Consider the following 22,465-nt stretch of genomic DNA (forward strand, 5'->3'; position numbering starts at 1 on the left):
GACATCGGTTCCGCCCTTACGGCGTGTCACTTTGTCTTGGCAAAGTAACCAAACCGTTTCGCTCCCGTGTCCGGCCCTCCTTCGTCGGGTTCCCTCGCTCCGGCATTGCTCCGGGGACACGCCGCCATCGGCCATCCATGGCCGGGGGCGGCTAGCGCGGCATCCATGCCGCGCTGTCCCCTGCGCAACGCCTGCGCTCGGCCTTCCAAAGTCGCACTTTGTGGCGCTCACAAAATCTCGGCACGGCTCGGATAAAAAGCGCAGAACGCTTTCCTGATCGCTCCCACGCTCCGCGTGGTAGCGCCTCTCATGACGCTCCGCGTCATTGGACGCGGAGCGTCCGGGCTGCATTCCCACGCGGAGCGTGAGGAACGATCAGAGCAGAAGCGCAACGCGCGTTGCTTTTGCTCTTCATGCGCAACAGTCCAGACACCACAAATCGCGACTTGGGTGCAGGCCGAACGCAGGTGGCGCGCAGTGGGATGGCGGGCAGGGACGCCCGCCAAGCGCCGTCAGGACATGGATGTCCGTTCGGCGCGTGCCCACGGAGCGTCGCCGGAGTGAGGGAACCCGACGAAGTCGGGCCAAACCGGGAGCAAATGGTTTTGGTTACTTTTCCCGAAAGAAAAGTGACCCGCCGTAAGGGCGGAACCAACGTCAGCACCACCAGAGATAACGGATATTCACACAACCCCGGTACACCCGACACACCGCATCGCGACCGTCGTAACCTCCGATTGCTCCTACAGGAGACCGCGTCACCCGCACCGGCGGAACCAATACCAGCAACACCCCCAATAACGGATATACACACAATCCCGGTACACCCGAAACACCGCATCGCAGCCTTCGGCAGCTCCTACAGGAATTTGCGTGCGCCGATGATCAACCCGTCATCGCCGCCAAGGCCACTGAAGTCGCGGCAGTACGGGTTTCGACGCCGAGTTTGATGTAGATGTGCTCCAGATGTTTGTTCACCGTGCGCGGACTCAACTGCAAAATGTCGGCGATGTCCTTGTTGGTCTTGCCGCACGACACCCAACGCAAGACCTCGATTTCCCGGTCGGTCAGCTGAAAGCGGCGCGACAGTTTTCCGTAGGCCGATTTGTCGTCGAACCTCACCGGCTGCGACGCCGTGCGCGCCGATTGCAGAATCCGCGCCGTACGCAGATGCGACGCCACCCGGGCCAGCACTTCAGCGCACTGGATCGGCTTGGTGACGTAATCGATAGCGCCGGCCTCAAAGCCCTGCACCACATGCTCGCTGTCGGTCAGCGCGGTCATGAACAGCACCGGGATGTTCGCCGTGTCCGGTTGCGCCTTGATTTGCCGACAGGTATCGAAGCCATTGAGGCCGGGCATCATCGCATCCAGCAAAATCAAATCCGGACGCCGACGCTGAATCCGAGTCAGCGCGCTATGACCGTCCAGCGCCACCAGCACCATGTAGCCCGCCTCATCCAGCGCATCGGACAGCAGCGCCAGATTGTCGGGAACGTCATCGACGATCAGGATGACGCCGTTTTCAGCGGCTCGGGTCATAGCGTCCATTGAGGGCCTCCTTCAATTGAAGACTGAGTTCATCCAGGCGAAAGCCTGAGGCCAGGGTTCGCAGGCCGGTGACGAAACCGACACTGCTGGTGCTCTCACGCTCGATGGCGTCGAGTTTTTGTTGAATGCCCCGGACATAGCCCAGGCCGCACAACTCATACAGCTCTTCCAGATCCTCGCGCGAAGGCAGCACAACCGTTGCCGGAAGAGACAAAGGCGGAATGCGCAGGCGCCGCTGCCAGGTCAGTTGCAGATGAAACTGAATGCGGTCGAGCAGTTGCTGCAGGTGCACGGGTTTGGCCAGGTAGTCGTTGCACACCTGAAGGCTGCGTTCCTTATCGTCGGCGAAGGCATTGGCGTTGGCTGACAGGACAATGATCGGCGCCAGCGACAGCGCGTTGCGGCGAATCATGCGGCTAGTGGCCCAGCCATCCATGTCCGGCATGGACAGGTCCATCAGGATCAGATCCGGGTGCAGCAACGACACCTGCCTGACTGCCTCGTGCCCGTTGGCCGCTTGCGCCACTTCAAAACCCAAGGGCATGAGCATGCCGCTGATGACCTTGCGGTGCTCGATGTGATCATCGACCACCAGAATCAGCCGCCGATGGCCGTCATACCCGATGACATCGTGGCTGACGTCGATGACGGCCTTGGGCACCCGCACTTCGGACAGAAACAGCCGCACCTGAAACCGCGTGCCTTCATCGGGCTGGCTGCTGACCGACAACGCGCCGCCCATCAAGGCGGTCAGCATGCGGGTGATGGTCAGCCCCAGGCCTACACCGTTGTCCTGGCGCACAAGCCCTCCCCGTTCAAAGGGCTGAAAAATCCGCTCGATCTGTTCCGGCGCGATGCCGATCCCGGTGTCGATGATGTCGAACGTCGCGGTTTCGCGACGGTAACTGACCCGCAGGCACACCTCGCCGCTGTCGGTGAAATTGATCGCGTTGCCCAGCAGGTTGATCAAAATCTGCCGCACCCGCTTTTCATCACCACGTACCACCTGCGGCATGCGTCCGATCAGGTCCAGGCGAAAGCGCAGGCCCTTTTCACGCGCGGTGCTGGCGAACATTTTTTCCAGGTCATCAAGGAACTCGCGAAACAGGATTTCCGAGGGCTCAAGGCGCAACTTGCCGGCTTCGATCTTGGCCACGTCGAGCAAGCCATCGATCAGCGACAACAGGTGCGAACTGCTGCGCATGATGGTGGCCAGTGAATCGAGGTGCTTGCTTGGGGTGGCCGCGTCTCGCTGCAAAATCTGGGTGAAACCCAGAATGCTGTTGAGCGGTGTGCGCAGTTCGTGGGAGAGCCCGGTCACGTAACGACTCTTGGCCGCGTTGGCCGCCTCCGAGGCCTCCTTGGCTTCTTGCAGCGCCTGATCGGTCTTGTCGTGGGCTTCGATTTCCTGCATCAGCAAGGCCGTCTGCCGCTCGGACTCTTCCAGCGCCACGCGACGGCTTTCCCGGGTCAGCACCACCCACCAGGCGAGCACACCGGCGAACACACAAAAGGTCAGGAACGCCTTGAGAAACGCCAGCATTAGGGTGTGATGCACTTCGGGCGACTGATCGATCAGCCCGTGGGACACCTGGCTGTAAATCATCGCCAGCGCCCCGCTCAAGGTCAGTACCAATACGGTCAACAGGCCCAGGTATTGCGCCAGCCGCGTGTGCAGGTACTGGCGCGGCAAACGCGGCAGCAGGCGCGCGACCAGGTCCTCAAATTGCATCGACAGCCGCGCGCGGGTTTTGCACTGATCGCCGCAGCGTGCGTCCAGCGAACAGCACAACGAGCAGATCGGCGAGCCATAGGCCGGACACCAGGCCATGTCCGGGCTTTCGAACGTGTTGCTGCAAACCCCGCAGCGCAGACTGGTCTGGCGCCCTATGGGAAACAGCAGGCCGGGGTCGCTCTCCCGGGCGATGTAATAGCGGCCTTTGGTCAGCCAGGCGATTAACGGCGCGGCAATCAGGGCTGTGGTCAGAGAAATCAGTGGCGGTGCGGCCCTCGCGACTTCCCCCAGCGCCCCGAAATGGGCACACATGGACAGCAATGACGCAATGAACATCGCGCCGACGCCCACCGGGTTGATGTCGTAAAGGTGCGCGCGCTTGAATTCGATGTGCTTGGGGGAAAGCCCCAGTGGCTTGTTGATCACCAGATCGGCCACCAGCGCGCCGATCCAGGCGATGGCCACGTTGGCGTACAGCCCAAGCACTTCCTCGATGGCGTCGAACACGCCCAGCTCCATGAGGATCAGTGCGATGGCGACGTTGAACACCAGCCAGATCACCCGCCCGGGATGGCTATGAGTGACCCGCGCGAAGAAATTCGACCAGGCCAGGGAACCGGCGTAGGCGTTGGTCATGTTGATTTTGATCTGGGAAATGATCACGAACAGCACCATGGCCGCCAGCGCCCATTCCGGGGACACGAACACGTAGTTGAACGCCACCAGGTACATCTGCGTCGGCTCGGCCGCGCGCTCGATGGGCACTTGATGTTGCAGGGCGAGAAACGCCAGAAAGGCGCCGGCCATGATTTTCAGGGCGCCGGGGATCACCCAGCCGGGCCCGGCCATCAACAGCGCGGCCCACCAGCGCTTGCGGTTGTGTCGGGTTTTTTCCGGGAGAAAGCGCAGGTAGTCCACCTGCTCGCCGATCTGCGTTACCAGTGACAGCGCCACGCTGAACGCCGCGCCAAACAGCAGCAAGTTGAAGGTCCCGCCCTCGCCTTCGCGCCCGGCGAAGCTGGTCAGGTCGGACAGCGCGTCGGGGTTTTTCCAGATCACGAACACGTACGGCACGATCAACAGCGTCAGCCACAGCGGTTGCGACCACATCTGCAGGCGACTGATCAGGGTGATGCCATAGGCCACCAACGGGATGACAATGATGGAGCAGATGACGTACGCCAACGCCAGCGGGATGTGGGTGTACAGCTCCAGCGCCAGGGCCATGATGGCTGCTTCAAGGGCGAAGAACAGAAAGGTGAAGCTGGCGTAGATCAGTGAGGTAATGGTGGAGCCAATGTAGCCGAAACCGGCGCCCCGGGTCAGCAGGTCCATGTCCACGCCATAGCGGGCGGCGTAATAACTGATGGGCAGGCCGGTGAGAAAGATCACCACCGCCATGGCGATGATCGCCCACAGCGTATTGGTGAAGCCGTAACTCATCACCAACGCGCCACCGATGGCCTCCAGTGCCAGGAACGACACCGCGCCGACAGCGGTGTTGGCGATGCGGAATTCCGACCATTTGCGAAACGACTTGGGCGTGAAACGCAGCGCGTAGTCTTCCATGGTCTCGTCAGCGACCAGACGGTTGTAATCGCGGCGCACCTTGACGATGCGTTGAGAGCCGGAGGGGCGCACTGAGTGGTTCCTGGGTTAAATAAACTGGGACGTAACAGTTGACGCCATTCCCGTGGACGCGGACCCGTCCGCGAAAGCAACCTGCCAGGCACCGCAAATCTGTTTAATGCCCTGGCCTCTTCGCGGACAGGTCCGCTCCCACGGATTGGGTCACACCACAGATTCTGGATAACTACCCATACCCCGTGGGAGCGGACCCGTCCGCGAAAGCACTCTGCCAGGCACCGCAAATCTGAGGAATGTGCTGGCCTCTTCGCGGGCAAGCGCGGTCCTACAGACAAGGGCGGGCGCGTGTCCCTTCAAACAGCAACTTCTGTGCCGCGGGCGCAATGATGCCTTTGCCCAGAGTTCCCGGCCCTACGTCAAATGACGTACGCCGATACGTCACGCTGCGTATACCTCGTTTCCCGCGCCACGCTCATTCTTGCTCGCAGCTCGCGACGGACCTTCACCCGGCCGTTTCGAATCACCAGCACAGGAGCGGGAACATGGATTCACGACTGACAGGCCCCACGCGCTTTTTCCCCCGACGGCTGGCATTGGGTGCGGCAGCACTTTCGCTGATCGCCGCCAGCGTGTTCAGCCAGATGACCCTGGCCGACGACGCCAACACCACAGGTCTGGCCGTGACGGCGACCGAAGTGACCGTCGGCCAGCTGCATTCGGCCACCGGCACCATGGCAATCTCCGAAACCGGTTCGATCCAGGCCGAGCGCCTGGCCATTGATCAGATCAACGCTTCGGGCGGCATTCTTGGCCGCCAGATCAAGATCATTCAGGAAGACGGCGCGTCCGACTGGCCGACCTTTGCCGAGAAAGCGCGCAAGCTGCTGGTGGGCGACAAGGTAGCCACGGTGTTCGGCTGCTGGACTTCGGCCTCGCGTAAAGCGGTGTTGCCGGTGTTCGAGAAAGAAAACGGCCTGCTCTACTACCCAACCTTCTATGAAGGGCTGGAACAGTCGAAAAACGTGATCTACACAGGCCAGGAAGCCACCCAGCAAATCCTCGCCAGCCTGGACTGGATCGCCAAGACCAAAGGCGCGAAGACCTTCTACCTGATCGGCTCCGATTACATCTGGCCGCGCACCTCGATGAAGATCGCGCGCAAGCACATCGAAAACGTGCTGCACGGCACCGTCGTCGGCGAAGACTACTACCCGCTGGGCAACACCCAGTTCGGTTCGCTGATCAACAAAGTCAAATTGAAGAAACCTGACGTGGTCTTCGCTGCGGTCGTGGGCGGCTCCAACGTCGCGTTCTACAAACAGCTCAAGGCGGCTGGCGTTGATTCCACCAAGCAGACGTTGTTGACCCTGTCGGTCACCGAAGACGAACTGCTGGGCATTGGCGGGGAAAACATGAAGGGCTTCTACGCCTCCATGAAGTACTTCCAGAGCCTGGATAACCCGAACAACAAAGCCTTCGTTGAAGCGTTCAAGGCCAAATACGGCAAGGATTCGGTGATGGGCGACGTGACCCAGGCCGCCTACCTCGGCCCGTGGTTGTGGAAAGCCGCTGTCGAGAAAGCCGGCAGTTTCGACGTCGACAAAGTGGTCGCCGCTTCCCCTGGGATCGAACTGAAATCCGCACCTGAAGGCTACGTGAAGATTCACGAAAACCATCACTTGTGGAGCAAGACCCGCATCGGTGAAGTCCAGGCAGACGGCCAGTTCAAAGTGGTCTACGAGTCGGATCTGATTGAGCCGAATCCGTTTCCGAAGGGTTATCAGTAACCGCTCATCCACCCTGTTGGAGCGAGGCTTGCCCGCGAATGCGTTGGGTCAGCCAATAGAGATATTGGCCGGGAATACCCATTCGCGGGCAAGCCTCGCTCCAACAGGGCCCGTTCTGAATTCACCTCGGAGACCATCATCATGGAATGGCTATCGGAATTTGGTGCCATCGCGGCCATGCAGGGGTTCAACGGGCTTTCCGTGTTCTGCGTGCTGTTGTTGATGGCCCTGGGGCTGGCGATCATCTTTGGTCAGATGGGCGTGATCAACATGGCCCACGGTGAATTCCTCACCATCGGCGCCTACACCACTTACGTGCTGTCGAGCCTGGTACAGACCTATGTGCCGTGGATGCAGCCGTACTATTTTTTCTTCGCCATCGCGTTGTCGTTCGTGGTGGCCGGTGCGATTGGCTGGGTGGTGGAGTGGGTGATGATCAGTCGCCTCTACCACCGACCACTCGACACCCTGCTCGCGACCTGGGGTCTGTCCCTGGTCATGCAACAAGCCTTCCGCTCCATCTTCGGTGCTCGTGAAGTCAGCGCCAACCCGCCCGAGTGGCTGATGGGCGCGGTCAACCTTACCGACGCCATCGAAATCCCGCGCAACGGCCTGTTCGTCATGGGCCTGACGTTGCTGATGACCGGCGGTATTTTCCTGATGCTGTACCGCACCCGCTGGGGCTTGCATGTCCGGGCCACGGTGCAGAACCGGATGATGAGCCGCGCCGTGGGTATCAACACCCGCAAGGTCGACCGCATGACCTTCGCCTTGGGTTGCGGTGTGGCCGGGGTGGCAGGCGCGGCGTTCACCACCATCGGTTCCACCGGGCCAACGGCCGGTTCCCTTTATATCGTCGACACCTTTCTGGTGGTGGTCTTCGGCGGCGCGGCCAGCCTGTTCGGCACCATCGCCTCGGCGTTCGCCATTGCCCAGACCCAGTCACTGTCGGAATTTTTCATGAGTGGCTCGATGGCCAAGGTCCTGACCCTGTCCGCCGTGATCCTGATCCTGTTGATGCGCCCGCAAGGGTTGTTTGCCAGCAAGGTTCGTAAATAAGTGTGCGCATCAACAGAGGCCTTGTTCTCCAGGCGCCGCACTTTCGCGCGTCAAGCGAAGAATCGTGGGAGCGGACCTGTCCGCGAAAGCAATCTGTCAGGCCCTGAAAATCCGTCGGATTCACTGGCCTCTTCGCGGACAGGTCCGCTCCCACGGATTGGTTTTCGTCAATTAGCTCCATGTTGGATGAGAGAGGCCAAGCAATGAACGCGCTAAACAAAATGCTCGGTGGACGCCAGGGCGTGGTCAGCCTGTTGATCCTCGCGGCCCTGATTCTGGTGGTCTTCCCGCTGACCCTCGACGCCTTCCGCCTGAACATGGTGGGAAAATACCTGACGTACGCATTTGTCGCGGTGGGCCTGGTGTTGTGCTGGGGGTATGGCGGGATTCTCAGCCTGGGGCAAGGGGTGTTCTTCGGCCTGGGCGGCTACTGCATGGCGATGTTCCTCAAGCTGGAAGCGTCCGACCCGCAAAGCACCAAAATCCAATCCACCCCGGGCATTCCGGATTTCATGGACTGGAACCAGATCACCGAACTGCCGTGGCTGTGGGTGCCGTTTCACAGCTTCACCTTCACGGTGATCGCGGTGATCGTGGCGCCTGTCTTGTTGGCATTGATCATCGGCGCCGCGCTGTTCCGGCGTCGGGTGGGTGACGTGTACTTCTCCATCGTCACCCAGGCCATCGCGCTGATCCTGACGGTGCTGATCATCGGCCAGCAAGGCCTGACCGGCGGGGTCAACGGCATTACCGATCTCAAGACCCTGCTTGGTTGGGACATCCGCGGCGACGGCGCCAAGCTGACGCTCTACTTCATCAATGCCGGGCTGCTGTTCGCCTGCATCCTCTTCGGCAAATTCATCCTCGCGTCCAAGCTCGGCCGGCTGCTGATGGCCATGCGTGACAAGGAAGAGCGCGTGCGTTTTTCCGGCTATGACGTCGCCGCCTTCAAGGTCTTCGTCTACTGCGTCGCCGCGTGTTTTTCGGCCATTGGGGGGGCCATGTTCGCCTTGCAGGTCGGTTTCATGTCGCCCTCGTTTGTCGGCATCGTGCCGTCCATCGAAATGGTGATTTTCGCAGCAGTCGGCGGGCGCATGTCGCTGCTGGGCGCGGTGTACGGCTCGCTGCTGGTGAACTACGGCAAGACCTATTTCTCCGAGTCGTTCCCCGAACTGTGGCTGTACCTCATGGGCGGCCTGTTTATCGCGGTGGTCATGTATTTCCCCAACGGCCTGGCCGGTCTGTGGGAAAGCCACGGACGCAAATGGCTGGCGCGCGTGACGCGCAAATCTGCACCGGCGATAGCTGCGCCTGCAGCGGTGAAAGCCCCCGCTCCCGCTGACAAAAAAGCTGCCAGCCCAATGGAGATTCAGCCATGACCAGCCCGACAGGCTTTCAGATGAACAAACCGGTGCTGGTCATCGAAGGGCTGACCGTGTCCTTCGACGGTTTCAAGGCGGTGGACGACCTCAATCTGTACATCGATCGCAACGAAGTGCGGGTGGTGATCGGCCCGAACGGAGCCGGCAAGACGACGGTGCTGGACCTGATCTGCGGCAAGACCCGGGCTACCGGCGGCAGCATTCAGTTCAAGGACCGCGAGCTGACCAAGATGAACGAGTACGACATCGTTCGTGCAGGGGTCGGGCGCAAATTTCAGACGCCATCGATCTACGACAACTTGAGCGTGTTCGAGAACCTGGAGATGTCATTCCCGGCCGGTCGCTCGGTGTTCGGCGCATTGTTTTTCAAGCGCACCCAAGAGGTGCTGGATCGGGTCACGCAGGTGTCCGCCGACATTTTTCTGGGCGACCTGCTGCATCAGCAGGCCGGGCTTTTGTCCCACGGCCAAAAGCAGTGGCTGGAGATCGGCATGTTGCTGATGCAGGACCCGGAACTGCTGATGCTCGACGAGCCGGTGGCCGGAATGAGTGTCAGCGAGCGCGCCCAGACCGCTGACCTGTTGAACCGCATCAGCCAGGGCCGTTCGGTGCTGGTGATCGAGCACGACATGGAGTTTGTGAAGAGCATCGCGCACAAGGTCACGGTGCTGCATCAGGGCAAGGTGCTGGCCGAAGGCAGCATGGAGTCGGTGCAGAACAACCCGAAAGTCATCGAAGTCTATCTGGGCCATTAAGGAGCGCAGCATGTTCAACATTCAGCAGCTGGCGTGTGGTTATGGCCAGAGCCAGGTTCTCCACGACCTGAACCTTTCGGTGCAGAAACAGGAAATCGTCGCGGTGATGGGTCGCAACGGCATGGGCAAAACCACGCTGTTCAAGAGCCTGATGGGCATCCTGCCGCAATGGGGTGGCCAGGTGCAGCTGGACGGGGTTGACGTGTCCGGCATGGAAACCCACAACCGGGTCGCACACGGCATGGCCTACGTGCCCCAGGGGCGGATGATTTTTCCGTCGATGAGCGTGCTGGAAAACATCCAGACCGGCCTGCCCGCCTCGGCAGGCGGCAAGGTGCCGGAAGACCTGTACGCGCTGTTTCCGGTGCTGTTCGACATGCGCGTCCGACGCGGCGGCAATCTGTCGGGCGGTCAGCAGCAACAACTGGCAATTGCCCGCGCGCTGGCGACCAACCCCAAGGTGTTGTTGCTCGACGAGCCCACCGAAGGGATCCAGCCGTCGATCATCAAGGACATCGCCCGTACCCTCAAAGAGATCCGCACCCTGCGCAACCTGACCATCGTCGTGTCCGAGCAGGTGCTCTCCTTCACCCTGGAAATCGCTGACCGATTACTGGTGATCGAGAAAGGCCGCTTCGTCATCGAGGAAACCCGGGCCAATGTCGATGAAGCGACGATCAGTCGGTATTTGTCGGTGTAGGCAAAAGCCAGAGATTTGTAGCGCCTGTGACGGCCTCTCGCGGGACGAGCCACGCTCCTACAGAGGATTGTGGCCACCTGTAGGAGCGTGGCTTGTCCCGCGATGGCGTCAGCATGGACGTTCACGACTTATTTGATTGACCCGAAACCCAAGGAGAACCCCCATGACCGATACCTTGATCAAAGTCGACCTCAACCAGCCTGTCACCGAAAACGAACAGATCCACAACCGCTGGCACCCTGACATTCCCATGGCCTGCTGGGTCAAGCCCGGCGATGACTTCATCCTCGAAACCTACGACTGGACCGCCGGCGCGATCAAGAACGACGATGACGCCAGCGACGTGCGCGACGTCGACCTGACCACCGTGCATTACCTCTCAGGCCCCGTGGGCGTGCATGGCGCCGAGCCGGGCGATCTGCTGGTGGTTGATCTGCTGGACATCGGCGCACGTGCCGATTCGCAATGGGGTTTCAACGGGTTCTTTTCCAAGCAGAACGGTGGCGGCTTTCTCACCGAACACTTCCCGCTGGCGCAGAAATCCATCTGGGACTTCAAAGGCATGATGACCAGCTCCCGGCACATTCCTGGCGTTGAATTCGCAGGCCTTATCCACCCCGGACTCATCGGCTGCCTGCCCGACCACAAGATGCTCGCCGAGTGGAACCGCCGCGAACAGGAACTGATCGACACCGACCCCGAGCGCGTGCCAGCACTGGCCTGCCCGCCCTGCGCCAGCACTGCGCATCTGGGGAAACTCAAGGGCCCGGCCCGGGAGCTTGCCGCCGCCACCGGCGCGCGCACCGTCCCGCCCCGTGAGCACGGCGGCAACTGCGACATCAAGGATTTGTCCAGGGGCTCGAAGGTGTTCTTCCCGGTCTACGTCGATGGCGCAGGACTGTCGGTGGGCGATTTGCACTTCAGCCAGGGCGACGGCGAAATCACCTTCTGCGGCGCCATCGAAATGGCCGGCTGGGTGCACATGCGCGTCGAGCTGATCAAGGGCGGCATGGCCAAGTACGGGATCAAGAATCCCGTGTTCAAGCCAAGCCCTATCGTGCCGAACTACAACAACTACCTGATCTTCGAGGGCATTTCGGTCGACGAAGCCGGCCAGCAGCACTACCTGGACGTCAACGTCGCCTACCGTCAGGCGTGCCTGAACGCGATCAATTACATGACCAAGTTCGGTTACTCGCCGGCCCAGGGTTATTCGTTGCTGGGCTCGGCACCGGTGCAGGGTCACATCAGCGGCGTGGTAGACATCCCCAACGCCTGCGCCACCCTGTGGCTGCCGACGGAGATCTTCAAGTTCGACATCAACCCCAACGCCAACGGCCCGACCAAGTTCATCGACGGCACGGTGGATTTGCCGATTGCGCAGGATAAGTAAGCCGCTGATGCGTTTCCTTGTAGGAGCTGCCGAAGGCTGCGAAGCGTTTTGTCTGACGCACCGCGATCGGTCGGGCGCGACCCCGCAGCCTCGCGCTGCTCGGCAGTTCCTACAGGGCTTGCACACTCTGAGACATTGAGGAATCTGGCCATGCCCATGTACGAATACGACTGCCCTGACTGCGGGGATTTCACTTCACTGCGGCCCATGGCTGAAAGCGCGCTGCCGTGCGATTGCCCGGAATGCGGTGCATCGAGCCTGCGTGTGATTCTGTCCGCGCCTGGCTTGAGCACCATGGCCGGCAACACCCGCAGCGCCATCGCCCGCAACGAGCAAAGCGCCCACGCCCCCAAGACGGTAGACCAATACAAGGAAAGCCGTGGGCACCCCAGCGGTTGCAGTTGCTGCGGGCCGACGAAAAAACTGGCCCCCACCAAAGCCAACCCTCATGCGCTAAAAGGCAAACCGGCTGGCCGACCCTGGATGATCAGCCACTGATCAAATCAAGGCCTGCCACCGGCCCTGTGGCATAAGGGCCGGCAGCCGGTGGTCAGTGATTCGACGCCAGATGACAGCGCACCAGCTCCCCGCCTCCCTTGGCCGGCAGCAACGCTTGCGGCTGCTCACAGCCAACGGTCGCCTTCGGACAACGATCGCGGAAGAAACACCCGGTCGGCAAATTACGATTACCCGGCAATTCGGTCGGCGCGGCAATCTGCGCATCGTCCACCGGCACGCCCAGTCGCGGCACCGCCTCCAACAGCAATTGCGTGTACGGATGACGCGGCTGTTCCAGCACTTCGGCGGCGCTGCCCAGTTCGACGATCTGCCCCAGATACATCACCGCCACCCGATCGGCCATATGCCGCACCACCGAGACATTGTGGGAAATCAGGATGTAGGTCAGGTCGCGACTGCGCTGCAGTTCGGCCAGCAGGTTGAGGATTTGCGCCTGCACCGAGATGTCCAGCGCCGAGGTCGGCTCGTCCAGCACGATGATGTCCGGGTTGGACGACAGCGCCCTTGCAATCGCAATGCGTTGCCGCTGCCCACCGGAAAACTGGTGCGGGAAACGATCCATGTATTCAGTGCGAATGCCCACCTGTGACGCGACTTTGGCGGCGATGTCGCGCATGTCCCGACGGGGCGCGACACGCTGCACGAACAGCGGCTCGGTGATGATTTTCCAGATCGGCAAGCGCGGGTCCAGCGAGGACTGCGGGTCCTGAAACACGATCTGCACATTGCTGCTGCGTTCGCGGACGTCGTTGTAGATCCAGTTCAGAGTGCCCGTGGTCGGCTTGATCAACCCCATGAGCAATTGCGCCAGCGTGCTCTTGCCGCAGCCGGACTCACCGACCACGCCCAGGGTTTCACCGGCGCGCACTTGCAGGTCAATGCCGTTCAGGGCGTGGGCCACTGATTTGGGGCGACCGAGCCAGTCGTTGCCCACGGGAAAATGCACGCGGACGTCTTCGAGGGTAAGGATGGTCATACGCGGCCTACTTGTTGGAGCGAGGCTTGCCCGCGAAGGTGGTGGACCTGATACAAATCTGTCGGTAGTGATGACTCATTCGCGGGCAAACCTCGCTCCAACTGGGTGTGCGATACCGGGCTCGGACAACCAGCAAGCGCTCTTGCGATCACCCGTTTCATCAACGGCAATCAGCGGCGGACGCTCCACACATTTAGGCATCGCAAACCCGCAGCGATCCCTGAACGTACAACCGTCCGGCAGTGCCGAGAGATTGGGCACTTGCCCCGCAATGGTCATCAAATCGGTGCCCGGCTCGACCTGTTCCGGCAAGCCGCTGAGCAGGCCTTGAGTGTACGGATGACGCGGATCGGCCATGACCTCTGCCGTCACGCCCTGCTCCACCACCGCACCGGTGTACATCACGTAAACGCGGTCGCAGAACTGCGAGACCAGCGCCATGTCATGGGTGATCAGTAAGATCGCCGTGCCGCGCTGGCGGGCCTTTTCTCGCAGCAGCAACAGCACCTGGCGTTGCACTGTTACGTCCAGCGCAGTTGTCGGTTCATCGGCGATCAGTAACTGCGGGTCGCACGAGAACGCCAACGCAATCATCACCCGCTGCCGCATGCCGCCGGACAGCTCGAACGGGTAGCTGTCCATGATCTGCTCGGGGTCGGCGATGTGCATGTCGCGCAACAGGGCCACGGCTTTGGTACGAGCTTCGTCCTTGCTCAGTTGCTGGTGATGAATGATCACGTCGAGCATCTGCCGGCCGATGCGCCGGGTCGGATTCAGCGCCGTCATCGGCTCCTGAAAAATCATCGCTGCATCGCGACCGCGAACCTTGAGCAAGTCCTTCTCTTTGGCCAGCAGCATGTCGCGGCCAAGAATGCTCAGGCTGCCGCTTTTGACCTGATAAGAACGCTCCGGCAACAGACGCAGGCTGAGCATCGCGGTGACCGATTTGCCCGAGCCGGACTCGCCGATCACCCCGACGATCTCGCCGGGATTGACGTGCAGGGTCACGCCATTCAGCGCTTTGACCGTACTTTTGTAAGCCGGGAACTCGATGCACAGATTGTCGATGGCCAGCACCGGCGCCTGTGCTTCAGGCGTTATGGAAGCTTGAGTGTGCATGGTCATTTCCCCTGTTGCCGAGGGTCGAGCAGATCGCGCACGCCATCGCCCAGCAAATTAAAACCGGTGGCCGTGATCAGAATCGCCACGCCGGGAAAGGTCGAGTACCACCATTGATCGAGGATGTAGTTGCGCCCGGTGGCAACCATCGCGCCCCACTCCGCCGTGGGCTGTTGCGCGCCCAGACCGATGAAGCCCAAGGCCGAGGCCATGAGAATCGCAGCGCCGATGTCCAGGCTCAACTGCACCAGCAGCGGCGGCATGGCATTGCGCGCCACGTGCCAGAGCACCATGTGCCAGCGCCCGGCGCCGAAGGTTTCGGCAGCTTTGACGTAACCCATCTGCCGAATGCTCAAGGCCTGACCCCGGGCCAGACGCACGTAGAACGGAATCCGCACCAGCGTGATCGCCAGCATGGCGTTGAACAGGCTCGGGCCGAGCGCAGCGGCCAGCGCCATGATCAGCACCAGCGACGGCACCGAGAGCATGATGTCCATCAGGCGCATCATCAGCCCGTCGAAGCGACCGCCGATGATCCCGGACATACAGCCGAGCAAGCCACCGACAAAACACGAAGCAAAGGCCACGAACAAACCGACACCCACCGATTGCTGACTGCCGTACAACACGCGGCTGAACAGGTCGCGGCCGACTTCATCGGTACCAAACCAGTGCGACGCAGATGGCGCGGCCAGGCGGTGAGCCAGGTCCAGCGCGTTGGGGTTATGCGTCGCCAGCCACGGCGCGAAGATCATGCACAGCAGCACCATCAAGGTGATCAGCAAGCCGGCCATGGTTAGCGGGCTGCGGCGCACCTGATGGGCCAGATAAGCGAACTTGTCCTGCCAGCGGGTGGCGCTGGGCAGCGGCGCAACAACCGGGGCGGTAATGGGGGTAGACATCTCAGTTCACCTCGCGAATGCGCGGGTCGATCAAGCGGTACAGCAGATCGATGACCATGTTGAGCAGCACATAAATGAACGACACCAGAATGGCGAAGCCCATCACGGCGGGGAAGTCCAGGGACTGGATCGACTTGACCACGTAAGCGCCCATGCCCGGCCAGGCAAACACGGTTTCGGTCAGCACCGCGCCATAGAGCAAGTCGCCCAGGGTCAGGCCCAATACCGTCACCGACGGAATCAATGCGTTGGGCAAGGCGTGGCGCAGGATCACCGCCCATTTCGACAAGCCGTAGGCTCGCGCGGTGCGGATGTAGTCCTCGCCCAATTGATCGAGCATCGCCGAGCGAATCTGCCGCGCCACCACGCCGAGATTGACGAAACCCAGGGTGATCGCTGGCAAAATCAGGTGCTGCACGGCATTGGAAAACAGCGCCATATCCCCCATCAGTAACGCGTCGATCAGGTAAAAACCGGTGACGGTACGCGGCGGGTCCAGGCCCTCATCTAGCCGCCCGCTCCCGGGCAGCCAATTCAGATGACCGTAAAACAGCACGATCAGGCCCAGCCCCAGCCAGAACGCCGGGGTTGAAATGCCGGTGACCGCCAACGTGCGCGCCACCTGATCGATGAAGCGGTTGTGGTACACCGCCGACAACACGCCCAGCGGCACGCCGATCAGGATCGACAGCGTCAACGCGGCCAGCGCCAGTTCCAGGGTTGCCGGGAAGAACGCTTGCAGGTCCTCCAGCACCGGGCGGCTGGTGCGAATCGACGTACCGAGATCGCCATGGAACAGGTCGAGCATGTAACGCCCGTATTGTTGATATAGCGGCAAATCCAGCCCCAATTGGTGGCGGATGTGCTGCACGATCTCGTCTGTAGCCCGGTCGCCGGCGATCAGACGCGCAGGGTCGCCCGGGATCAGGTGCGAGATCGAAAAGGTAATCAGTGAAACGCCAAACACCACCAGCAACAGGCCGGATACGCGTTTACGTACAGTTGTCAGGAAGGCCATCAGGCACCTCGGTCAAAGCCGCGTAACGACCCCCTGTAGGAGCGAACTTGTTCGCGAGGTGGCTGCACAAACGATAGATATCTGTCGCCCGACCGTTTCTCGCGAATGAATTCGCTCCTACAGGGGTGAGGAGCGATTGAAGTCGCGCCTACAGGGGTGATGACTTATTTGGTGATCGTGTCGACGTTGAACACTTGTTCCAGCATCGGGTTGAACACGTAGCCCTTGACCTTGTTGCTCATCGGCAAGGTGTAGGCCTTCTGATACAGGTAGGCGTAGGCGCTTTCGTTGATCACGATTTTCTGCGCTTTCTGGTACATCTCGGTGCGCTGGGCGATGTCGTTGTTGGCGGCGGCATCACGCACCAGTTTGTCGACTTCCGGGTTGCTGTAAAAAGAACGGTTGCCCGGCAGGCCTTGCAGCTTGGAGTCGAACCAGAAATTCATGAACATGTAGGGGTCGGCAAAATCCGGGCTCCAGGAACCGATGGCCACGTCGAAATCACCGCTGCCCAGACGTTCACGCAGGGTGGCGTTGGCCAGTTTTTCCATCTTCAGGTTCACGCCCACTGCTTGCAGGTTGGCTTGCAGGGTCAGGCCGATCGGCTCCCAGTTCGGGTCTTTGTCGGAATACATGAAGTTCAGGTTGGCGACTTTGGGCGATACTTTCGCCAGGTCGGCTTTGGCCTTGGCTTCATCCTGTTTCGGTACTGGCAGCTTCTCGTCGTAAGCCCACATACCCTGGGGGATCGGCCCGTTCATAGGCTTGGCTTTGCCTTTGAGAATGCCGTTGATGATGCCGTCGTAGTCCAGCGCTTCAACAATGGCGCGGCGCGCATTCGGGTCGTTCATCGGGGCTTTTTTGTTGTTCAGGTACAGCAGCGTGACCCGCAGCGATGGGTAATCACCGACGACGATGCCCGGCTTTTTGCTCAGCGCTTCGAGCTGGTCTTCGGGCATGTCTTCGATGATGTCGAGGTCGCCGTGTTCCAGCTGCAGACGACGCACCGAGGCCTCACCGATAATCTTGATCACCACCTTTTTCAGCGTCGGTTTGGTGCCGGCGTAGTTGGCGTTCTGATCCATGGTCAGGGTTTGGCCTTTCTGCCAGCTGACCAGCTTGAACGCGCCAGAACCTGCGGTGTGGGTCGACAGGTAAGCGTCGGCGCCTTCCGGTTTTTTCGCCACATCCGGGTTAACGATGGCCGCGCCGTTGTGCGCGAGGGTCGAAAGGAACGGAGCGTACGGAGTTTTCAGGGTGAAGCGCACGGTCATCGGATCGACCACCGACACCGCCATGTCATCCGGGAACGCACCGGACGGACCCTGCTTTAGCTTCATCACGCGATCAAAGGAAAACTTCACGGCCTCGGCGGTCACGTCGGCGCCATCGTCGAATTTATTGCCGGGCTTGAGTTTGAACTCCCAGACCAGACTGTCGGCCGATGTGGTCCAGCTGCTCGCCAGCTCGCCTGCCACTTCGGTGCTGCCCTTGCCGTTTTCGACCTTGTAGGTGACCAGGCGCTGGTAGGACGGATAGGTCACGGCCCAGTCGTTGTTGTCGATGGTCACGGCCGGATCGAGGGTCTGCGGATCGGACGGTTTGCCGATCATCAGGGTGTCTTGCGGCACGGCTGCGCTGGCCGATTGCCAGGCACCCAGACCCATGGCGGTGCAGAGGACTGCCATCGCCAGCTTGCGTGAGGAAGTGAATGATTTCATGCCGGTTCCTTGATCGTTCGATGTGGGAAAGTTCGTCAGGTTTATTGTTGGTGCTATACCGGGCAGTTAAAGCTCGAGCGCGCTGATGATGCTTTGGCGCGTTCGACATGGCGTTCGCTCAGGATTTTCCTGTAGCCCATCGCCAGATTCACGCCGGGATCTTGTACGTCCCGGTCAGGTGTCACGGGTGTTGCTTGTTGTAAGTACTCGCTTAATGCGCCTGCTTGATCGAGGTGTCGTCGATCAGTGGATAGTCGTCCGCGTCCGGCAGCTCGAAATGCCACCACTCGCTGTCGATGTAGGTAAAACCTGCGCCGAGCATGATGCCCAACAGCAGCAGGCGGTTGCGCTGCACCTGAGGTGGCAGGTCGGCGTAGAACTGATGGGATTGCTCGCGCATGTCATCGAAACCGGTGCCCATGTCCAGCGGCTGGCCATCGGCATCGATCAGCGTCAAGTCCACCGCAACGCCCCGGCTGTGATGGGAACCCAGGCTCGGGTCGCGCACGTATTCCGGATTCGGCAGCGCGGCCCACAGCAGGTACTGCGCATACGGTGGGCGATAGGCATCGAAAATCTTCAGGCTGAAACCGGCCTGACGCGCCAGTCGGCTGGCTTTGCGCAGGCAGATTTCGGCATCGCGGTGCAGCAGGCAGCGCGGGTCCTGGTAGATCTGTTTACCGGCCAGGTTGTCGACACCTGCGTAGATCAGGTCGATCTCCAGGTGAAGCGCCTGAGCGTCGATTTCCACAAGGGGGTTGTTCACGTAAAGCTCTCCAGATCAGCGTGTTCGTGGCGCTGCAGCTCAGGGGTTATTCGAACTGCCCAAAAAGTTGTTGCAGCTGACGATTCTTCGCCAGACGTTCATCCAGGCGGTCGCCATATTTTTCAGCGACCGCAGAGACCATCAGGTTGAACAGGCACGTCAGCGGCGCCAGTGAGTCCCAGAACTGCCCGACGTCCGATTGCAGCTGCAACAGGTCCATCGGGTAATCCCGCGCCCACGGGCAGTGAAAATCGGTGATGAAGGCCAGCGGCAAACCTTGCTGGCTGGCGACCTCGCAGAACGTGCGGGTCACGCTGGAATAGGTGCGGAAATCGGCAATCAGCGCGTAGGGGTTTTCGAACTGCGAATTGAGGGATTCGGCATAGGTCCCGGACAGCCCGTCGACGTAATAGACCTTGGGGCGGATGTATTCCAGGTGGCTGAAAAAGGCGTTGAGAATCCCGCGAGTGGTTTGCAGGCCAACGATGAACACGGCGTCCGCGCTGTGAAGTTTGTCGACAATGCTGGCGAATACCTCGCCTCGGGCCAGCTCGTAAACGCGCTGGATGGCTTCGATTTCCCGGTTCATCGAACGCTCCAGCGCATCGCCATGGGTGCCCTCTTCGCGGAACGCGCCAAGCCGATCGGTGATCACCCACGGATTGCCGGTGTCGCCACGCAGGCTTTGTTTGACGTCGTCGATGTTGCGATAACCCAGCGACCGCAGGAACCGGCCGACGGAGATGCCGGTGGTGTCGGTTTGTTGAGCGATGCTGTCAGCAGTCTCGAACGGCAGCTTTTGCGGGTTCGCCAGCAAATAACCGGCGATGCGCTTGCCGGTGGGCGTCAGGCTGGTGAACCGTTGCTCCAGCGTGTCGAGAAAACTGCTTTTGTGCATGAGGTGTCCGCCGCCAATCTGAAACTGCGAAATGACAATGAATGTTATCTTTCGTGCATTTCGCTACAGGATGTTACCAACATAACACCCACTTTTCTGATGGCACAACGGTTTTTTTCAAGAGATTTTGGAAAGGGGATTTATTGATTCAGGGTGGTGCGGACGGAAGGGGAAATGCGCTTTTTGTGGGCGGTTTCATTGTATGTAAACAGCTTTTCTGTAGGAGCTGACGAGCACCGCGAGGCTGCGATGCGGTACATCTGTCATACCGCAATCGCAGCCTCGCGGTGCTCGTCAGCTCCTACAGTTTATCGGCGAATTTATCGCAGATTAGTCTTCGCCAGTTCCAGCACCTGATCCGCCTTGCCGTTCATCACAGCCTTGAGCATGAACAAACTAAAACCTTTGGCCTGGGCCAGTTTGATCTTCGGCGGGATGCCCAATTCCTGCTTGGCGGTCACGACGTCCACCAACACCGGCCCTGGATGCTCGAACGCTCTTTTCAGGGCTTGCGGCAGCTCGGCAGAGTCTTCGACGCGAATCCCCAGAATCCCCGCGCCAATGGCGATATTGGCAAAACTGGTGCTGTCGAAATCGGTGTCATGGGGCACATAGCCGCTGGCCTGCATTTCCATGGCGACGAAGCCCAGCGAGCTGTTGTTGAACACCACCAGTTTGATCGGCAGGTTCAGCTGACGAATGCTCAGCAAGTCCCCCATCAGCATCGACAACCCGCCGTCGCCGCACAAGGCCACGACCTGACGTTGCGGATGGGCCGCCTTGGCGCCGAGAGCTTGCGGCATGGCGTTGGCCATGGAGCCATGATTGAACGAGCCGATCAGCGACCGTTGGCCGTTCATGGTCAGGTAACGGGCCGCCCACAAGGTCGGCGTGCCCACGTCCACGGTGAAGATCGCATCGGCATCGGCGTAGGCGTCCACCAGACGGGTCAGGTACTGTGGGTGAATAGGTTGCCCGGGTGCAGACGGCGTGGCCAGTTCGTCCAGCTCTTCGCGAGACTTGGCGTAATGATCCAGCGCCTTGTCGAGGAATCGGCGATCGGTGTGTTCTTTTAGCCGTGGCAGCAACGCATCAACGGTCTCTTTAATGCCCCCGGCGACCCCCACGGTCAACGCAACACGACGTCCGAGTGCAGTGGGGTCAATGTCGATCTGGACGACCTTGGCTTTGTCCGGATAGAAGTTGCGATACGGAAAGCTGCTGCCCAGGATCACCAGCGTGTCGCAGGCCATCATTGCGTGATACCCGGAGCTGAAACCGATCAGGCCGGTCATCCCCACGTCGTAAGGGTTGGCGTATTCGATGTACTGCTTGCCGCGCAACGCGTGTACCACCGGGGCGTTGAGCTTTTCGGCCAACGCGACTACCTGATCGTGAGCGTTGGCGCACCCTGCCCCGGCCAGAATGGTCACGGCCTTGGAACCGTCCAGCAGATCGACGATGCGTTGCAGGTCTTTGTCGGTGGGCGTTACCAGCGCCGGTTCGTGATCGACCCAGGCCGCCTTGACGTCCGGCGCTTCGCTCAACGCCACATCGCCCGGAATCACAATCACCGCCACCCCGCGTTGGCTGATGGCCGCGCGCATCGCCCGCTCCAGCACTTTGGGGAATTGCTCGGCGCTGCTGACGGCTTCAACGAAGTAACTGCACTCCTTGAACAGCTCGGTGGGATGGGTTTCCTGGAAGTAATCCAGGCCGATCTCCGAAGACGGGATTTGCGCAGCAATGGCCAGCACCGGCACACGGCTGCGATGGCAGTCATACAAGCCGTTGATCAAATGCAAATTGCCCGGCCCGCAACTCCCGGCGCACACCGCAAGCTTGCCGGTGGCGGCTGCTTCTGCGCCCGCAGCGAAGGCCGCGACTTCCTCATGGCGGGTGTGCATCCACTGGATCTTGCCCAGGCGTTCGAGGCTGTCGGTCAGGCCGTTGAGGCTATCGCCACTGACGCCCCAAATCTTGGAAACGCCTGCGGCGAGAAGGGTTTGCGCGAGGTGGTCGGCAACGGTTTTGCTGGACATGGGGTTGGGTTCCTTGTCGATGCGGGTTAGCGCTCGGGGCTGGTGCGGTCGTGTAAACGCTGACTGCGGTGAATCAGCCAGGTAACGAGCGTTGTCTCAAATCGACAAGTACCACCCTGTTCAGTTCAGTGATTGAACGGATGTGCTTGGGTGGGCGCGCGTAAATCCTGTAGGAGCGAATTCATTCGCGAGACGTCGCAACGCTTCTATGTAGGACACATCTCTTAACTTCCTAGGACGCTTCCTGATCGTCTTTTCGCAATGGTATTCCGACCAAAGCGCACCTAAATTTGCGTGCGAAACGAGGCGTCGTCTCGGGTTATTTGCGTATCAGCTCGTTAAGAATGGCCACAGGAACTGCCCAATTGTTAAGGACGTATTTGTGTCTCTCGCAGGAGCGAAACCGATGTTTACAAAGCGGTTAAGAATCTACCTCTTCGGTCTCAACGACTCCGAACGGCAGGAGCACCGTGCCGCCCAGGCCGCCATATTGCCCACCCCCGATGGCCGCCCGGTACATGCGCCCACCGACCCGGAAACTGATGCACTCCCAGC

17 protein-coding genes are annotated in these 22,465 nt (G+C 60.5%); 7 read left to right on the plus strand and 10 right to left on the minus strand.

Annotated elements, in window-relative coordinates:
* Positions 1–885: 885 nt before the first annotated feature.
* Together ACWKWM_RS07950 and ACWKWM_RS07955 are read right to left on the minus strand one after the other, a co-directional pair.
* Complete coding sequence (locus ACWKWM_RS07950; RefSeq protein WP_483845613.1) at positions 886–1,551, minus strand: response regulator; 666 nt, start codon at positions 1,549–1,551, stop codon at positions 886–888.
* The gene (locus ACWKWM_RS07955; RefSeq protein WP_483845614.1) at positions 1,526–4,927 is read right to left on the minus strand and encodes an ATP-binding protein; all 3,402 of its coding nucleotides are present in this window, start codon (positions 4,925–4,927) and stop codon (positions 1,526–1,528) included. The genes ACWKWM_RS07950 and ACWKWM_RS07955 overlap by 26 nt, the downstream gene beginning before the upstream one ends.
* A 488-nt stretch (positions 4,928–5,415) precedes the next feature.
* Here ACWKWM_RS07955 and urtA point away from each other — a divergent pair, with 488 nt between their 5' ends.
* The 7 genes from urtA (at position 5,416) to ACWKWM_RS07990 (ending at position 12,447) form a co-directional block, all read left to right on the plus strand.
* Positions 5,416–6,660, plus strand: a complete 1,245-nt coding sequence (gene urtA / locus ACWKWM_RS07960) for an urea ABC transporter substrate-binding protein (protein ID WP_483845615.1) — start codon at positions 5,416–5,418, stop codon at positions 6,658–6,660.
* Between the two features lie 141 nt (positions 6,661–6,801).
* On the plus strand, positions 6,802–7,719 hold the full coding sequence (gene urtB, locus ACWKWM_RS07965; protein WP_483845616.1) for an urea ABC transporter permease subunit UrtB: 918 nt from the start codon (positions 6,802–6,804) through the stop codon (positions 7,717–7,719).
* A gap of 203 nt (positions 7,720–7,922) precedes the next feature.
* Entirely contained in the window at positions 7,923–9,098 is a 1,176-nt protein-coding gene (gene urtC / locus ACWKWM_RS07970) for an urea ABC transporter permease subunit UrtC (RefSeq protein WP_483845617.1), read from the plus strand.
* Positions 9,095–9,856 carry an urea ABC transporter ATP-binding protein UrtD gene (urtD, locus tag ACWKWM_RS07975; RefSeq protein WP_483845618.1) on the plus strand — a complete coding sequence of 254 codons (762 nt, stop codon included), beginning with the start codon at positions 9,095–9,097 and terminating at the stop codon, positions 9,854–9,856. The genes urtC and urtD overlap by 4 nt, the downstream gene beginning before the upstream one ends.
* Before the next feature lie 10 nt (positions 9,857–9,866).
* Positions 9,867–10,556: an urea ABC transporter ATP-binding subunit UrtE gene (gene urtE, locus ACWKWM_RS07980; protein WP_483845619.1), complete on the plus strand. Its 690-nt coding sequence runs from the start codon at positions 9,867–9,869 to the stop codon at positions 10,554–10,556.
* Between the two features lie 163 nt (positions 10,557–10,719).
* Positions 10,720–11,949, plus strand: a complete 1,230-nt coding sequence (gene fmdA, locus ACWKWM_RS07985; RefSeq protein WP_483845620.1) for a formamidase — start codon at positions 10,720–10,722, stop codon at positions 11,947–11,949.
* 150 nt (positions 11,950–12,099) lie between these two features.
* Positions 12,100–12,447, plus strand: coding sequence for an FmdB family zinc ribbon protein (locus ACWKWM_RS07990; protein WP_483845621.1), 348 nt, complete (start codon positions 12,100–12,102; stop codon positions 12,445–12,447).
* Positions 12,448–12,499: 52 nt separating this feature from the next.
* On the opposite strand, the gene ACWKWM_RS07995 is transcribed toward ACWKWM_RS07990, so the two are convergent.
* From ACWKWM_RS07995 to poxB, 8 genes are all read right to left on the minus strand, one after another.
* Entirely contained in the window at positions 12,500–13,444 is a 945-nt protein-coding gene (locus tag ACWKWM_RS07995; RefSeq protein WP_483845622.1) for an oligopeptide/dipeptide ABC transporter ATP-binding protein, read from the minus strand.
* A 75-nt stretch (positions 13,445–13,519) separates the two neighbouring features.
* Complete coding sequence (locus ACWKWM_RS08000; RefSeq protein ID WP_483845623.1) at positions 13,520–14,569, minus strand: ABC transporter ATP-binding protein; 1,050 nt, start codon at positions 14,567–14,569, stop codon at positions 13,520–13,522.
* Positions 14,566–15,465, minus strand: a complete 900-nt coding sequence (gene ddpC / locus ACWKWM_RS08005) for a D,D-dipeptide ABC transporter permease (RefSeq protein ID WP_483845624.1) — start codon at positions 15,463–15,465, stop codon at positions 14,566–14,568. The genes ACWKWM_RS08000 and ddpC overlap by 4 nt, the downstream gene beginning before the upstream one ends.
* 1 nt (position 15,466) lies before the next feature.
* A complete protein-coding gene (locus ACWKWM_RS08010) occupies positions 15,467–16,483 on the minus strand; it encodes an ABC transporter permease (protein WP_483845625.1) in 1,017 nt (338 codons plus the stop codon).
* Positions 16,484–16,647: 164 nt separating this feature from the next.
* Positions 16,648–18,204 (minus strand): ABC transporter substrate-binding protein, encoded by a 1,557-nt coding sequence (locus tag ACWKWM_RS08015; protein ID WP_483845626.1) that lies wholly within the window; start codon positions 18,202–18,204, stop codon positions 16,648–16,650.
* Between the two features lie 211 nt (positions 18,205–18,415).
* Positions 18,416–18,970 carry a D-alanyl-D-alanine dipeptidase gene (gene ddpX / locus ACWKWM_RS08020; protein ID WP_483845627.1) on the minus strand — a complete coding sequence of 185 codons (555 nt, stop codon included), beginning with the start codon at positions 18,968–18,970 and terminating at the stop codon, positions 18,416–18,418.
* Between the two features lie 46 nt (positions 18,971–19,016).
* Positions 19,017–19,868: a MurR/RpiR family transcriptional regulator gene (locus ACWKWM_RS08025; RefSeq protein WP_483845628.1), complete on the minus strand. Its 852-nt coding sequence runs from the start codon at positions 19,866–19,868 to the stop codon at positions 19,017–19,019.
* 320 nt (positions 19,869–20,188) lie between these two features.
* Positions 20,189–21,910, minus strand: coding sequence for a ubiquinone-dependent pyruvate dehydrogenase (poxB, locus tag ACWKWM_RS08030; protein WP_483845629.1), 1,722 nt, complete (start codon positions 21,908–21,910; stop codon positions 20,189–20,191).
* Between the last annotated feature and the right edge of the window lie 555 nt (positions 21,911–22,465).

The sequence above is a fragment of the Pseudomonas rosaeacicularis genome, from assembly GCF_057128745.1.

Excerpts from the sequence above, each read along its gene's own strand:
- ACWKWM_RS07950 (WP_483845613.1), bottom strand. The coding sequence starts at position 1,551 with ATGGACGCTATGACCCGAGCCGCTGAAAACGGCGTCATCCTGATCGTC.
- urtA (WP_483845615.1), top strand. The coding sequence starts at position 5,416 with ATGGATTCACGACTGACAGGCCCCACGCGCTTTTTCCCCCGACGGCTG.
- urtB (WP_483845616.1), top strand. The coding sequence starts at position 6,802 with ATGGAATGGCTATCGGAATTTGGTGCCATCGCGGCCATGCAGGGGTTC.
- urtC (WP_483845617.1), top strand. The coding sequence starts at position 7,923 with ATGAACGCGCTAAACAAAATGCTCGGTGGACGCCAGGGCGTGGTCAGC.
- urtD (WP_483845618.1), top strand. The coding sequence starts at position 9,095 with ATGACCAGCCCGACAGGCTTTCAGATGAACAAACCGGTGCTGGTCATC.
- urtE (WP_483845619.1), top strand. The coding sequence starts at position 9,867 with ATGTTCAACATTCAGCAGCTGGCGTGTGGTTATGGCCAGAGCCAGGTT.
- fmdA (WP_483845620.1), top strand. The coding sequence starts at position 10,720 with ATGACCGATACCTTGATCAAAGTCGACCTCAACCAGCCTGTCACCGAA.
- ACWKWM_RS07990 (WP_483845621.1), top strand. The coding sequence starts at position 12,100 with ATGCCCATGTACGAATACGACTGCCCTGACTGCGGGGATTTCACTTCA.
- ACWKWM_RS07995 (WP_483845622.1), bottom strand. The coding sequence starts at position 13,444 with ATGACCATCCTTACCCTCGAAGACGTCCGCGTGCATTTTCCCGTGGGC.
- ACWKWM_RS08000 (WP_483845623.1), bottom strand. The coding sequence starts at position 14,569 with ATGACCATGCACACTCAAGCTTCCATAACGCCTGAAGCACAGGCGCCG.
- ddpC (WP_483845624.1), bottom strand. The coding sequence starts at position 15,465 with ATGTCTACCCCCATTACCGCCCCGGTTGTTGCGCCGCTGCCCAGCGCC.
- ACWKWM_RS08010 (WP_483845625.1), bottom strand. The coding sequence starts at position 16,483 with ATGGCCTTCCTGACAACTGTACGTAAACGCGTATCCGGCCTGTTGCTG.
- ACWKWM_RS08015 (WP_483845626.1), bottom strand. The coding sequence starts at position 18,204 with ATGAAATCATTCACTTCCTCACGCAAGCTGGCGATGGCAGTCCTCTGC.
- ACWKWM_RS08025 (WP_483845628.1), bottom strand. The coding sequence starts at position 19,868 with ATGCACAAAAGCAGTTTTCTCGACACGCTGGAGCAACGGTTCACCAGC.
- poxB (WP_483845629.1), bottom strand. The coding sequence starts at position 21,910 with ATGTCCAGCAAAACCGTTGCCGACCACCTCGCGCAAACCCTTCTCGCC.